This is a genomic window from Pseudomonas sp. C9D1 (assembly GCF_056491235.1).
On sequence record NZ_JBSZIE010000002.1, the window covers coordinates 51,274 to 65,636 of the forward strand.

4 protein-coding genes and 5 pseudogenes are annotated in these 14,363 nt (G+C 68.8%); all 9 read left to right on the forward strand.

Going from position 1 to position 14,363, the window contains the following annotated elements; genetic code table 11:
* The first annotated feature begins 5 nt into the window (after positions 1 to 5).
* The 9 genes and pseudogenes from ACXI0U_RS08625 to tagQ all read left to right on the forward strand — a co-directional run bounded on the left by ACXI0U_RS08625 (position 6) and on the right by tagQ (position 14,273).
* A pseudogene (locus tag ACXI0U_RS08625) lies at positions 6 to 1,371 on the forward strand (DotU family type VI secretion system protein).
* Positions 1,368 to 4,883 (forward strand): annotated as a pseudogene (gene tssM / locus ACXI0U_RS08630) (type VI secretion system membrane subunit TssM). The pseudogenes ACXI0U_RS08625 and tssM overlap by 4 nt, the downstream one beginning before the upstream one ends.
* A pseudogene (tagF, locus tag ACXI0U_RS08635) lies at positions 4,880 to 5,571 on the forward strand (type VI secretion system-associated protein TagF). The pseudogenes tssM and tagF overlap by 4 nt, the downstream one beginning before the upstream one ends.
* A 54-nt stretch (positions 5,572 to 5,625) precedes the next feature.
* On the forward strand, positions 5,626 to 6,300 hold the full coding sequence (locus ACXI0U_RS08640) for a PP2C family protein-serine/threonine phosphatase (RefSeq protein WP_479551088.1): 675 nt from the start codon (positions 5,626 to 5,628) through the stop codon (positions 6,298 to 6,300).
* A gap of 19 nt (positions 6,301 to 6,319) precedes the next feature.
* Positions 6,320 to 9,460: a serine/threonine-protein kinase gene (locus tag ACXI0U_RS08645; protein WP_479550051.1), complete on the forward strand. Its 3,141-nt coding sequence runs from the start codon at positions 6,320 to 6,322 to the stop codon at positions 9,458 to 9,460.
* Positions 9,460 to 10,176: an ABC transporter ATP-binding protein gene (locus tag ACXI0U_RS08650; protein WP_184490496.1), complete on the forward strand. Its 717-nt coding sequence runs from the start codon at positions 9,460 to 9,462 to the stop codon at positions 10,174 to 10,176. The genes ACXI0U_RS08645 and ACXI0U_RS08650 overlap by 1 nt, the downstream gene beginning before the upstream one ends.
* Positions 10,176 to 11,378 (forward strand): annotated as a pseudogene (locus tag ACXI0U_RS08655) (FtsX-like permease family protein). Before ACXI0U_RS08650 ends, ACXI0U_RS08655 begins: the two are co-directional and overlap by 1 nt.
* A pseudogene (locus ACXI0U_RS08660) lies at positions 11,371 to 13,068 on the forward strand (formylglycine-generating enzyme family protein). The pseudogenes ACXI0U_RS08655 and ACXI0U_RS08660 overlap by 8 nt, the downstream one beginning before the upstream one ends.
* Before the next feature lie 227 nt (positions 13,069 to 13,295).
* The gene (gene tagQ, locus ACXI0U_RS08665; RefSeq protein ID WP_021217493.1) at positions 13,296 to 14,273 is read left to right on the forward strand and encodes a type VI secretion system-associated lipoprotein TagQ; all 978 of its coding nucleotides are present in this window, start codon (positions 13,296 to 13,298) and stop codon (positions 14,271 to 14,273) included.
* Positions 14,274 to 14,363 lie beyond the last annotated feature (90 nt).

Consider the following 14,363-nt stretch of genomic DNA (forward strand, 5'->3'; position numbering starts at 1 on the left):
TCGCGATGCATCCAATCGACGATCCCTTCGGCGGGCCGCCCGCCGGTGGTGGCAGCGGCGGCAACGGTAACGGCAACAACGACCGCACCATGATCATGCCGCGCCCCGGTGGCCGTGCCCCGGACCCGGCCGCGCCGCGCTACGACGCGCCCACGCCGCCGCCTGTCGGTCCGGCGCCCACCGGCCCGATGCTCACCGCGCGCGGCCAGGGCCTCAACCCCCTGGAAGCCGCCGCCGGGCCGATGCTGGCCTTGCTCACCCGCCTGCGCAACACCATCGCCCACCCGATGCCCGCCAGCCTGCGCGCGCAACTGCTGGGCTACCTGCGCCAGTTCGAAGAGAAGGCCCGTGCCGCCGGCATCGCCCAGGACGAGGTCATGCTCAGCCGCTACGTGCTCTGCACCGCGCTGGACGAAGCCGTGCTCAGCACCCCCTGGGGCAGCGGCAGCGACTGGAGCAAGCAGAGCCTGCTGATCACCCTGCACAACGAAGCCTGGGGTGGCGAGAAGGTCTTCCAGCTGCTCGACCATTGCCTGCAGAACCCGCGCCAGCGCCTCAACCTGCTGGAGCTCCTGTACCTGTGCATCAGCCTCGGTTTCGAAGGCCGCTACCGGGTGATGAACGATGGCCGTAGCCAGCTCGACGCCCTGCGCGAGCGCGTGGCCGGCACCATCCGCAGCACCCACGGCGAGATCGAACGCGAGCTGTCGCCGCACTGGCGCGGCCTGGTGGTGGCGCGTGATCGCCTGCGCCAGTTCCTGCCGCCCTGGGTGGCTGTGGCCATCGGTGCCGCGCTGCTCCTGGCGCTGCTGTTCGGCATGCGCCTGAAGCTGGCCGCCGAAGCCGAGCCGGTGTTCAAGAACCTGCATGCCCTGGGCGACGTCCCGGTGCAGACCATCGACCGCCCGCCGCAACAGCCGAAGATCGTCGAGCGCCCGCGCCTGGCCGGCTTCCTCGCCGAGGAGATCCGCCAGCAGAAGGTCGCGGTGGAAGACGCCGTCGACCGTTCGGTGGTGACCATTCGTGGCGACCAGCTGTTCGCCTCCGGCAGCGCCACCATCGCCGACGACTTCCAGCCCCTGCTGCTGCGCATCGCCGAGGCGATCCGCAAGGTGAAGGGCAATGTGCTGGTCACCGGCCACAGCGACAACCGGCCCATCGCCACGCTGCGCTACCCGTCCAACTGGAAGCTGTCCCAGGACCGCGCCCAGCAGGTGATGGACGTGCTCGCGGCCAAGAGCGGCCAACCCGAGCGCTTCCGCGCCGAGGGTCGCAGCGACACCGAGCCGGTCGCATCCAATGACACCGCCGACGGCCGTTCGCGCAACCGTCGGGGTGGAGATCACAGTCTTTGCGGAGGGCGTCGAGTGAAGGCGTTTTTCAGTTTCCTCGCCCGCTGGGTGATACCGGTGCTGGGCCTGATCGCCCTCAGCCTGGTGATCTGGTTCGTCGGCCCGCTGATCGCCATCGGCGACGTCGAGCCCCTGGCTTCGGCCACCGTGCGCTGGGTGCTCATCGGCCTGCTGTTCGCGGTGTGGATCGGCTGGCGCGTGCTGCGCATCATCCAGGCCCGTCGCAACGCCGCCAAGGTGATGCAGGGCCTGGTCGCCGTGGCACCGGATGCCGCCAGCGTGGCCACCAGCGAAGAGCTGGCCACCCTCAAGCAGCGCATGGACGAAGCCCTGGTCCTGCTCAAGCGCGCCAAGCTCGGCGGTAGCGAGCGGCGCAACCTCTACGAGCTGCCCTGGTACGTGATCATCGGCCCGCCGGGTTCGGGCAAGACCACCGCGCTGGTCAACTCCGGCCTCAACTTCCCCCTTGCCGAGCAGATGGGCAGCGGTGCCATCCGTGGCGTCGGCGGCACCCGTAACTGCGATTGGTGGTTCACCGACGAAGCCGTGCTGCTCGACACCGCCGGCCGCTACACCACCCAGGACAGCCACGCCCAGGTGGACAAGGCTGCCTGGCTGGGCTTCCTCGACCTGCTGAAGAACCAGCGCAAGCGCCGCCCCATCGACGGTGCCTTCGTGGCCATCAGCCTGTCCGACCTGCTGCTGGGCAGCGAAACCGAGCGTGCCGCCCACGCCCGCGCCATCCGCGCCCGGGTGCAGGAGCTCTACGCTCAGCTCGGCGTGCGCTTCCCCATCTACGTGATGCTCACCAAGCTCGACCTGGTGCCGGGCTTCATGGAGTTCTTCGACTCGCTGAGCAAGGAAGACCGCGCCCAGGTCTGGGGCATGACCTTCGCCCTCGACGACGGCAAGAGCGCCGAAGGCCCGCTGTCGGTGTTCGGCAACGAGTTCGCCCTGCTCGAGCAGCGCCTCAACGAGCGCCTGGTGGAGCGCCTGCAACAGGAACGCGACCCCGCGCGGCGCGACCTGATCTACGGTTTCCCGCAGCAGTTCGCGGCCCTGCGCGATGCGCTGTCCACCTTCCTCGACGGCGTGTTCAAGCCCAACCCCTATGAAGAGCGCGCGCTGCTGCGTGGCGTCTACTTCACCAGCGGCACCCAGGAAGGCAGCCCCATCGACCGCCTGATCGGCGCCATGGCGCAGAGCATGAACCTCGACCGCCAGCACCTGGCCCGCCAGACCGGCACCGGGCGCAGCTACTTCATCGAGCGCCTGTTCCGCGAAGTGGCCTTCGGCGAGCGCGGCCTGGTGGGGGCCAACCCCAAGGTCGAGCGCCAGCGCAAATGGATGGCCCGTGGCGTGCTCGCCGCGACGGCGATCCTGGTCCTGGGCATCGCCGCCATCTGGTTCGCCAGCTTCAGTGCCAACCGCAGCTACATCGCCGCCGTCGACGGCCGGGTCAAACCGCTGCACGGTGAACTCCAGGGCCTCAGCCCGGCACAACGCGACGTGCTCGCGGTGCTGCCGCTGCTCAATGCCATCCGCAACGTGTCCGGCGATGCGCCGAGCTGGGCGGAAGGCTACGGCCTCTACCAGGGCGACATGCTCGGTGCCGAAGGCGCCAGCGTGTACCGCAAGCTGCTGATCGCGGTGATGGCGCCGCGGGTCATGGCCCGCATCGAAGAGCAGCTGCGCAGCGGCGGCTCCTCGGACTTCCTCTACGAGGGCCTGAAGGCCTACCTGATGCTCGCCGACCCGGAACACTACGACGGCGACTTCATCAAGGCCTGGGTGGCGCTGGACTGGGATCGCAGCCTGCCGCGCGACCTGGTGCCCGAACAGCGCCAGGCGCTCAACGAGCACCTGGCCGCACTCTACGACCGTGCGCCGCCGGCCGTGCGCCTGGACGACAACCTGGTGCAGGACACCCGTCGCCAGCTGCAGCAGCTGTCCATCGCTCAGCGCGTGTACGACCGCGTCAAACGCCAGAAGCTGCCCCAGGGCCTGCCGGACTTCCGCATCAGCGAAGCCGCCGGCCGCGACGCCGCCCTGGTGTTCTCGCGAAGAGCGGCAAGCTGCTCAACGACCCGCTGTCGGGCTTCTTTACCCAGCGTGGCTACCGCGAAGTGTTCATGGTCTCCAGCCTGAGCCAGTCCGGCACCCTGGCCGAGGAGCAATGGGTACTCGGCCGCACCATGGACGACACCCAGGACGCCGCCAGCCTGGCCCTGGAAGTGCGCCAGCTGTACTTCCAGGACTACCTGCGCCAATGGGATGCACTGCTGGCCGATATCGACTTCGTCGCCATCACCAGCACCGCCCAGGCCGCCGACGTGCTGCGCGTGCTCTCCGGCCCGCAGTCGCCGCTGAAGAAGCTGCTCGAAGCGGTGGCCAAGGAGACCGACCTGCAGAAGGAAGAACGCCTGGCCGCCGAGAAGCTCAAGGGCACCAGCGACACCGTCGGCAAGCTCAAGGATCGCCTCGGCTCCCTGGTGGGGCAGGGCGACGACGCCCCGCAACAGCAGCAGGCGCCGAGCGAGGACCCGATCACCGCGCACTTCGCCGAGCTCAACAGCCTGGTGGCCAAGAACGACAACGAACCGGCGGCCATCGACGGGCCTGCTGGCGGACATGAACGCCCTCTACGTGCAGATCAGCGCCATGAGCGGTGCCAGCGGCGACGCCCTGCTGGGTGAAGCGAAGAACCAGGCCCAGGCCGCCGCCCAGCGCGTCAGCCTCGGTGCCGAGCGCCAGCCGCCGCTGGTCCAGGGGCTGGTCAAGTCCGTGGTCAGCGCCACCACCAGCACCATGATGGGCGGCATCCGCAACCAGCTGAACGCCGCCTGGACGGCCGAAGTGGTCAACGTCTACCGCCAGTCCCTGGCCGGCCGCTACCCGCTGGATCGCAACAGCACCCGCGATGCCACCCTGGACGACTTCGGCGCCTTCTTCGGCGTCGGCGGGGTTATGGACAGCTACTTCCGCAAATACCTGCAGCCCTACGTCGACACCTCCGCCACCACCTGGCGCTGGCAGCCGGGCGCGGCGGAGAAGCTCGGCATCGGCTCCGGCGTGCTGGGCACCTTCCAGCGTGCCGCGCAGATCCGCGACGCCTTCTTCCGTTCCGGCAACACCACGCCCATGGTGCGCTTCGAGCTGAAGGCGGTGGCCATGGATGCCGCCATCGACCAGTTCCAACTCGACCTGGACGGCCAGCAGTTCAGCTATGACCACGGCCCCAGCCGGCCGGTGGCCATGCAGTGGCCGAGCCCCAACAGCCTGGGTGTGGTGCGCCTGACCATCTCGCCGCCGTCCTCCAGCGGCCGTTCGGCCATCACCATGGAAGGCCCCTGGGCCTGGTTCCGCCTGCTCGATCAGTCGGACCTGACCCAAGGCAACGCGCCGGACCGCTTCACCCTGCGCATGCGCGTGGACAACGCCAGCATCTCCAGCGAGCTGCGCGCCAGCAGTGCCTTCAACCCGTTCCGCAGCCGTGTGGTCAGCGGCTTCGGCCTGCCGGAGCGCCTATGACGACGGCGGGCTTCTACGGCAAGCTCGCTGGCCGCGGCGACTTCATCCATCGCGGCCTGCCGCCGGCCTTCATCGAGGCCTGGGACCAATGGCTGGCCGCCGGCATGGCGCAGAGCCAGGCCGAGCTGGGCGCTGCCTGGCTGGATGCCTACCTGGTCAGCCCCCTGTGGCGGTTCGCGATCGCGCCCAACCTGCTGGGCGGGGACGCCGTGGTCGGCGTGGTGATGCCCAGCATCGACCGGGTCGGCCGCTACTTCCCGCTGGCCATCGCCGTGCTGCTGGACGAGCGCACCAACCTCGGTGCCATCGTCGGTGGCGCCGATGACTGGTTCGACCGCGCCGAAGCCTTGCTGCTGTACACCTGGAGCCGGAGGCGGATTTCGACGCCTTCGAAGCCGGGGTGCAGGGCTCGCTCCCACTGGTGACCACGCGCCATGACGCGCGGCTCAGCGAGGTGGGGGCGTTGCGTTACGCGGTGCAGGGCGGCGAGTCGCGACAGGCGGTACTGGCGCAGATCGCCAGCGACGGCTGCAGTTTCTGGTGGGGGCATGGTTCAGAGCGTGTCGCGGCCGAGCTGGTGAGATTCGCGGGCTTGCCGCCGACGCGGTATTTCAGCCGCTTCCTGGTGGGCGAGGGCGCCGTAGAGCAGCCCGCCGGCATCGGGCAGATCGATTTCGGGAGCCTGTGATGCCATTGCCTCCGGTTGCGCAATACCGCTCCGGCCAGCCACAGCCACGTCGGCATGGTCCGCCAGGTCAATGAAGACGCCTGCCTGGATGCCGGCGACAACGGCCTCTGGGTGGTCGCCGACGGCATGGGCGGCCACGCCGCCGGTGACTACGTCAGCAACCTGATCGTCGATACCCTTCGCGGCGTGCAATACGGCGACGGGCTCGATGCCTATGTCGACGCCTTGCGCGCGGCGCTGATACACGTCAACACCCTGGTTCGCGCGGAGACCCAGCATCGCGGGGTGAGCACCATGGGCAGCACGGTGGTGCTGCTGGCCGCGCGGGGCAGCGAGGGCACCTGCCTGTGGGCCGGTGACAGCCGCCTTTATCGCCTGCGCGAGGGCAAGCTGGAACCCATCAGCCGCGACCACAGCTACGTGCAGGAACTGGTGGACAGCCACCTGCTCAGCGAGGCCGAGGCGAAGGTGCATCCCATGGCCAACATCGTCACCCGTGCGGTGGGGGTTCAGGATGACCTGGACGTGGAAGAAACGAGGTTCGTGGTGCTGCCCGGCGACAGCTTCCTGCTGTGCAGCGACGGTCTGAACAAGACCGCCGAAGACCACGAACTGTGTGAAGTGCTGGGCCACGAGGACCCCTATCAGGTGGTCCGCAGCCTGGTGCATCTGGGCTTGACCCGGGGCGCGCCGGACAACATCACGGCGGTAGTCGTCAAAGCATCCTGAAAAAGAAAAAAAGACCAGCATGGACATAGAAATTCCGGGGTATGAAATCGAGCGCGAGCTGGGCGACGGCGCGATGGCCGTGGTCTACCTGGCCACCCAGCGTTCGCTGGAGCGCAAGGTCGCGCTGAAGGTGATGGCCGCGGCGCTCGCCGCCGACGCCAGCTTCTGCGAACGCTTCCTGCGCGAGGGCAAGACCCTGGCGCGGCTGTCGCATCCGCACACCGTCACCATCCACGACATCGGCAACGTCGGCAGCCTGTACTACATGGCCATGGAGTACCTGCCCAACGGCACGCTGAAGGAGCGCATCAACGCCGGCCTCAGCCCCGAGCAGGGCCTGGTCTGGCTGCGCCAGATCGCCTCCGCGCTGGGCTATGCCCACGCCCAGGGCCTGGTGCACCGTGACGTCAAGCCGGCCAACATCCTGTTCCGCGCCGACGGCGGCGCGGTGCTCTCGGACTTCGGCATCGCCAAGGCGCTGGACGACCGCACCCAGTTCACCCAGGCCGGCTTCGCCGTCGGCACCCCCAGCTACATGAGCCCCGAGCAGGCGCGCGGCCTGGAAATCGACGGCCGCGCCGACCTCTACGCCCTGGGCGTGGTGCTCTATGAAATCCTCACCGGCAAGCTGCCCTATGTCGGCTCCGACTCGCTGTCCACCGCCCTGGCGCACCTCACCGAGCCGCTGCCGGAGCTGCCCATCGCCCAGGGTCGCTACCAGGAGATCCTCACCCGCCTGTTGGCCAAGGACCCCAAGGACCGCTACCCGGACGCCGCCGCGCTGATCGCCGCCCTCGACCGCCTGCCGACGCTGCCCGCAGCGGCCCCGGCGGACGACGACGGCGCCACCCAGTTCCGCCCCCTCGGCCTGCCGCCGACGCCGCCCGCCGCGCAGACCGGCAGCGGCATGACCGGGCTGACCCCGGTCTCGGTAACCATGCCGCCCCTCGACGCCCCCGCACCGCCGACCCAGGTGCCGCCACCGGCGACACCCCCGGCCACGCCGCCCAAGAAGGGCAAGCGCGCCTCGGTGCTGGACACCGAACTCAGCGCCGCTGCCGCCCAGCCCTCCAGCGGCCCCAACCGCGCACCGCTGATCGCCGCCGCCGGCCTGGCCGTGCTCGGCCTCGCCGGTATCGGCGGCGGTGCCTACTGGTGGCTGAACCAGTCGCCGGCCAAGCCTGACACGGCCCAGGTCGACGGTGGCCAGGTCGATGGCGGTGCCAGCGGCACCACCGGCGGCGAAGGCGACAAGCCGGCAGACAGCGGTTCCAGCACTGACGCCAAGCCCGTGGGCAACCAGGACGGCGGCAGCCGGCCGTTGATCATGGCCGGCAAGAAAACCCTCTTCGAACGCGTGCTGAGCAAGCCCGGTGCGCGCTTTGCCAGCGCCGCCGGCGCCCAGGCCGACGGTGCGCCGGTGCCGGCGTTCTCGGTGTTCTACGTGTACGCGCGCAAGGTCGTGGGCGGCACGCCCTGGGTGGAAGTGGGCGCCTCCAGCGATGGCCACCGCGATGGCTGGCTGCCCCTGGACAAGCTCAGCGACTGGAAGCAGAGCCTGGTGCTGAAGTTCACCGAACGTTCCGGCCGCTCGCCGGTGATGTTCCTGCGTGACCCGGAGCAGGTCGAGCTGTTCCTCGCCGATTCCAACAAGGCACGCAACGCCGTGCACCAGGCCCAGTTCGGCGACAGCAGCGACCCGGAGATCGTCGCCATCGAGCCGGCCGCCAGCGCCATCCCCCAGGACCAGTTCTACCTGCTGCCGATCTTCGATTCCCGCGAGAGCTTCGACGCCAGCGGCCAGCCGGTGCAGCTGCTCAACGTCGCCTCCATCGACCCGGGCGACACGCCCCAGGTGAAGGGCGAGGGCAGCGCGCCGGCGGCGAAGACCGATGCCTTCCGTACCGCCATCGTGCTGGTGGTGGACACCTCGGTGTCCATGCAGCCCTACATCGACCGCGTGCGCGATGTGGTGCACGAGCTGCACAACCAGATCGCCGCCCGGGGCGAGCTGGACAGCGTCAGCTTCGGCATGGTCGGTTTCCGCAGCAACACCGACAAGACGCCGGGCCTGGAGTACACCGCCAAGACCCTGGTGAGCCTGGACGAGGGACGCAATCCGGACCAGTTCCTGCAACTGGCGCAACAGGTCAAGGCCACCAACGTCTCCAGCCACGACTTCAACGAGGATGCCTTCGCCGGTGTCATGGAAGCGGTCGACGGCATGGACTGGAGCGGCTACGGCGGGCGCCTGATCCTGCTGGTCAGCGATGCCGGCGCGATCCGCAAGAACGACCCCCTGGGCCGTACCCAGATGAACGAGGCCGAGGTGCGCGAGGCGGCGCTGCGCAAGCAGATCAAGATCTACGCCCTGCACCTGAAGACCGACGCCGGCAAGAAGAACCACGGCTTCGCCGAGCAGCAGTACCGCAGCCTCACCGCCGATGCCAACCCGCAGATCGGTGACCTGTACATCCCGGTGGCCGGCGGCGACGTGAAGAAGTTCGGCGACAGCATCGGCGAGATCGGCAGCGTCTTCGCCGACCTGGTGCACAAGGTGCGCAGCGACGCACCGCTGGAGGCGCCGGTGGCGGGCAACAGCATCGCCGCCAAGACCGCCGCCATCGGCTACGCCATGCACATGGACTTCCTCGGCCACAAGTCCCAGGCCCGTGCGCCGCAGCTGGTGACCGCCTGGACCTCCGACCGCGACCTGACCAACCCGCAGCTGCCGGCCTTCCAGGTCTGCGTGCTGCTGACCAAGCTGCAGCTCAACGACCTGCAGCAGTCGCTGAAGGTGATCGTCGACGCCGCGCGCCGCACCCAGAGCTCGCCCAAGGACTTCTTCCAGGAGATCGCCAGCGCCAGTGCACACATGGCCCGCGACCCCTCGAAACTGGCCCGTGGCAGCAACCTGGCGCAGAGCGGCATCCTCGGCGAGTACCTGGAAGGGCTGCCGTACCGCAGCAAGTCGCTGAACATGAACCAGGATCTGTGGCTGTCGCTGTCGGTGGCCGAGCAGGAGGACTTCATCGACGAGCTGGACTCGAAGATCCGCCTCTACGAAACCTTCCACAACGACACCGCCAACTGGGTGCGCTTCGGCGACGCGGCGCCCGGTGACGCCCTCTACCGCGTGCCGCTGTCGACGCTGCCCTGATGCTCAGGCTTCGCGACCTGCGCAAGACGCGGGGGCAGGGCGCCCAGCGCTACAGCCTGGAAATCCCCAGGCTGGACCTGCGCGCCGGGCAACGCCTGGCCCTGGTCGGCCCCAGCGGCAGTGGCAAGAGCACGGTGCTCGACCTGCTCGCACTGATCCTCTCGCCGGATGCCGGCGGGGTGATGGAGTGTGAGCTGGACGGGCGCGTGCGCGATGTCACCGCGCTCTGGCGGCAGGGTCGCAACGACGAACTGGCGGCCCTGCGCGGTCGCGGCATCGGCTACGTGCTGCAGACCGGCGGCCTGCTGGGTTATCTCGATGTGGCCGGCAATATCGGCCTGTCCCGCGCGTTGCTGGGCATGCCCGACGACGACACGGTGCGCCACCTGGCGACCCACCTGGAAATCGCCGACCAGCTCGGCAAGCGCCCCTCGGCGCTCTCGGTGGGGCAACGCCAGCGTGTCGGCATCGCCCGTGCCCTGGCCCACCGCCCGCGCCTGCTGCTGGCCGACGAGCCCACCGCGTCCCTCGACCCCATCAACGCCGAGCGGGTGATGCAGCTGCTGGTGGAGCAGGCCCGCGCCCATGACCTGTGCCTGGTGGTGGCGACCCACGACCAAGCCCTGGCTGCCCGCGCCGGTTTGACCCCCTTGCCCCTGGCGCTGCAACGCGGCGTCGACGGCGGCGTCACCGCCACCCTGGCGGAGGCCGGCTGATGCGCAAGGGGCTGCTCGCCACGCTGGCCTGGCACGACTACCGCAACGAGGCGCGGCTCTCGGCCTGTGCGGTGCTCGCGCTGGTGGCCGTGGTGGCTCCGCTGCTGGTGCTCTTCGGCCTCAAGCACGGCCTGGTCAGTACCCTGACCGAACGCCTGGAGCGCGACCCCGCCGTGCGCGAGGTGATCCCCCTGGGCGGTGCCCGCTACAACCTCGACAGCATCGCCGCGCTGGCCGCGCGCCCCGAAGTGGCCTTCGTGGTGCCGCGTACCCGGCAGATCGCCGCCACCGTCGACCTGCACGCCGACGGCGGCAGCCAGCCACTGACCGTGGAGATGGTGCCCACCGCCGAAGGCGACCCGCTGGTGCCAGCCGAGCAGCTGCCCCGGGCAGCGGCGAGGTGGTGCTCAGCCAGCGCGCCGCCGAGCGCCTGGGCGTGAAGGTGGGCGACGAACTCACCGCTGCCTTCGGCCGCTCGGTTTCCGGCACGCCCGAATACCAGCGCACCCGCGTGAAGGTGAAGGCGGTGCTGCCCCTGGAGGTCTTCCAGCGCCAGGCCCTGTTCGCCCGCCTGGACCTGCTGGAAGCGGTGGAGGACTACCGCGACGGCCTGGCCGTGGAGCGCTTCGGCTGGCCGGGCCGCGAAGCCGCCGGCACACGGGCGCGGGTCTACCCCGGCTTCCGCCTCTATGCCCGCGACCTCGATGCCGTGGAGACCCTGCGCCTGCACTTCGCCGAACACGACCAGGAAGTCGCCACCCAGGCCGAAGCCATCGCCCAGGTGCGTTCATTGAGCCGCAACCTCACCCTGGTGTTCTGGATCATCGCCGGGCTGGCCCTGGCCGGTGCCTTCGCCGCCATGGCCGCCAGCACCCTGGCAGCGGTGGAGCGCAAGCGCCGCGAACTCTCGGTCGCTGCGCCTGCTGGGCTTCTCCACCGCCGCACTGGTCGGCTTCGTGGTGCTGCAGGCGCTCTACACCGGCACCTTCAGCCTGGCCCTGGCGGGCGTGCTGTACCTCGCCGCCGAGACCGGGCTCAACCAATTGTTCCAGTCGGCGGCGGGCGAATCCGCCTGCCGCCTGCTGTTCTCCCATTACCTGCTGGCGTTGCTGGCGACCCTGGCCTGCAGCGCATTGGCTGCGGCCACCGGTGGCTGGCGTGCGGCCCGAATCGAAGCTTCGGAAGGATTACGTGATGTTTAAGTTGCTGACAGTCGCATTCTCACTGTCCCTGGCGGTGGCCTCGGCGCACGCCGACCCGGACCCGCTGTACAACCCCAAGCCGCTGCCGGACGACGTCAGCCTGCCGCTGCCCTGCGATGGCGAGATGGTCTTCCGCTACGTCTACGTGCTGGCCAAGGGCACCCTGGACGACCGTGAAGTGAGCCTCGGCTACCCCTTCAGCGAGAGCGAGACCGGCTACCAGCAGTCGTTCATCTCCGGTTACCGCCGCGACTTCATCAACGGCCAGTTCACCCTGTCCGACCTGTCCAAGGACTGGCAGGCCAAGCTCGGCGGCAGCCTGCCGAAGCCGGAGAAGGGCACGCCGCTGAAGCCGATGCTGTACTTCGTCGGCAAGTACGAGGTGACCCAGCGCCAGTACGACCTGGTGATGGCCCAGGCGGCCTCCCTGGCCGGCCAGGGTGAGGCGCCGGCCTGCGAGCCTGCACCGGCGGGCATGGCTTCGCGCCTGCCCAAGGTCAAGCTGTCGCGCTTCGAGGCCGAGCGCTTCGGCGCCGTGTACAGCGCCTGGCTGCTGAAGAACCACCGCGACCTGCTGCCCATCAGCGGGCGTGGCAGCAAGGCCGAGGACGGCGGAGTCGGTTTCGTGCGCCTGCCCACCGAAGTGGAATGGGAGTTCGCCGCCCGTGGCGCCCATGCGGTGAGCCGCCAGGAGCTGGAAGCACGGCTGTTCCCACGCAAGCAGGAAGGCGCCGAGGGTGACGGCCCGCTGGGCGACTGGGCGGTGTACAACCAGGTCGCCGGTGGCACCGGCCAGGCCGCGCGCCTGCTGCCCATCGGCTTGAAGAAGCCCAACCCCATCGGCCTGTTCGATGTCATCGGCAACGCCGCCGAGATGGTCCAGGAGTCCTTCCAGCTGGTGCATGCCGGGCGTCGGCAGGGCACCTACGGCGGCTTCGTGGTCAAGGGCGGCAACTACCTGGAAGGGGAGATGACCCTGTTCACCGGCATGCGCCGCGAGTACCCGCTGTTCGCCGCCGACGGCACTGAGCAGCAGAACGAGACCACCGGCTTCCGCGTCGCCATCGGCGCGCTGTCGGCGCCGCGCTCGCGCTACAAGGACCTGTTCGAACAATGGAAGGCCGAGGGCCGCGCCTCCTCGCTCACCGATGAGATCGCCGACGACCAGGACCCGACCCAACTGCTCGACAGCATCATCGCCGGCAGCACCGACACCGAGTTGCAAGGGCGCCTGGCGCTGGTCAACGAGGAGCTCAAGCGCAACATTTCGCTGATCGCCAAGCAGCGCGAAGAGGCTGCGGGCAACCTGATCCAGTCTGCCGCCCTGGTGGCCGAGACCATCAACAACTACAACATCCGCCTGACCAACCTGAAGAAGAGCCGTGACCAGGCGAAGACCGCCAAGGACGAAGCCTCGGTCAAGCTCTACGAGAGTGCGATGGCCAACGGTAAACGGCACTCGACGGCGCCGTGGCGATCTATATTGACAACCTGGCGACCGGTACTCGCTATACCGATGCGGTGATCCAGGCGCAGTTCCAGCGGACCAAGGAAGAACTCAACCGCAACCCGGTGCTGGGCAAGAGTCTCGTGACGCGCGCCACGCTTTTCGTCAAGCATGTGGGCGAGTATCGTCAGCAGCGCAGGGCGGACCCGGGAAGCGATTCTGAAAGAACTGCTCGGCCCCTGAGGCCACGCTACAAGGACGGCGTTTTAGGTGGCTTCCGTGAAGCCTTAATGGATTGGCAAGCCACTGAGAAGCGTAAGCGAGGCCGCCAGCGCAAGGCGAAAGCAGGTGAGAAAGCGGAGTCTACGAGCTGTAGATGAGCATTTCGAGACTGTTTTCAACGCTGCGATGGCAACGCAGATAGCTTCTCAGCGGCTTGTTAGACACACTCAAGAACGAGAGCATCGACCATGGCAACCCCACGTAACATTCCCGCATTTTCCGCAGTACGCACCGCACTGTTCACCGCCGTCACCTGCACCAGCGTGCTGCTCACCGGCTGCGCCGGTATGGGCTCCCCCAGCTCCAAGGTCGCGGCCAGCACCAAGGCCGAGTACTACCCGCAGTGCTACCAGCCGGTCAGCCAGCTGCGTGCCTCCGACCAGGCGATGACCCAGTCGGTCGCCACCGGTGCCATCGCCGGCGGCGTGATCGGCGCCCTGGCGGGCGGCCTTTCCGGCGGTGACCACGCCGGCCGCAACGCGCTGATCGGCGCAGCGGGCGGTGCCCTGGTAGGCGGCGCAGCGGGTTACTACAGCGCCCGTCAGCAGCAGATCGCCGACGACAACGCGCGCATTGCCTCCTACGCCAGCGACATCGATCGCAGCAGCGGCGAGATCGACCGCAGCATCCAGTACGCCAGCGCCGCGCAGAACTGCTACCAGCGCGAGTTCGCCTCGCTGCAGGCCTCGCGCAAGGCCAAGACCGTGAGCGAGACCGAAGGCCGCCTGCGCCTGGCCGAGATCGTCAGCGGGCTGAACGAAACCAACGCCCTGATGGCGGCCGTCGACGGCCGTGCCGGCGAGAACATCAACACCTACACCCAGGCCTACGAGAAAGACCTGCAGACCGTCGGTGTCGAGCGCAAGGACGTGAGCCAGGTCGTCGCCGCCGAGACGCCGGTCACCCCGGCTACCACCAAGACCACGACCAAGACCAACACCAAGACCACCACGTCCAAGACCACCACGCCGCCGAAGAAGACCACCGCCACTGCCAAGGCCGTGCCGAAGGAAGCGGTGAGCACCGAGCGCACCCTGCAACAGGCCGAAGCCAAGCGCGCCGAAAGCCAGAAAGTCGCCAGCCGTGGCCAGACCATGGTCAGCGATGTGTGCAACAGCCCCGACATGGGTGACTGGGCCCCGGCCAGCTGCGCCTCCAAGGCCTGACCCCTCGGCAGGCCCCTCCAGCCCGCCGCCTGCATCACCCGCCCGTCCGGGCGGGTGATTGCCTTCCAGCGACAACCCTTCCTGTTTTCA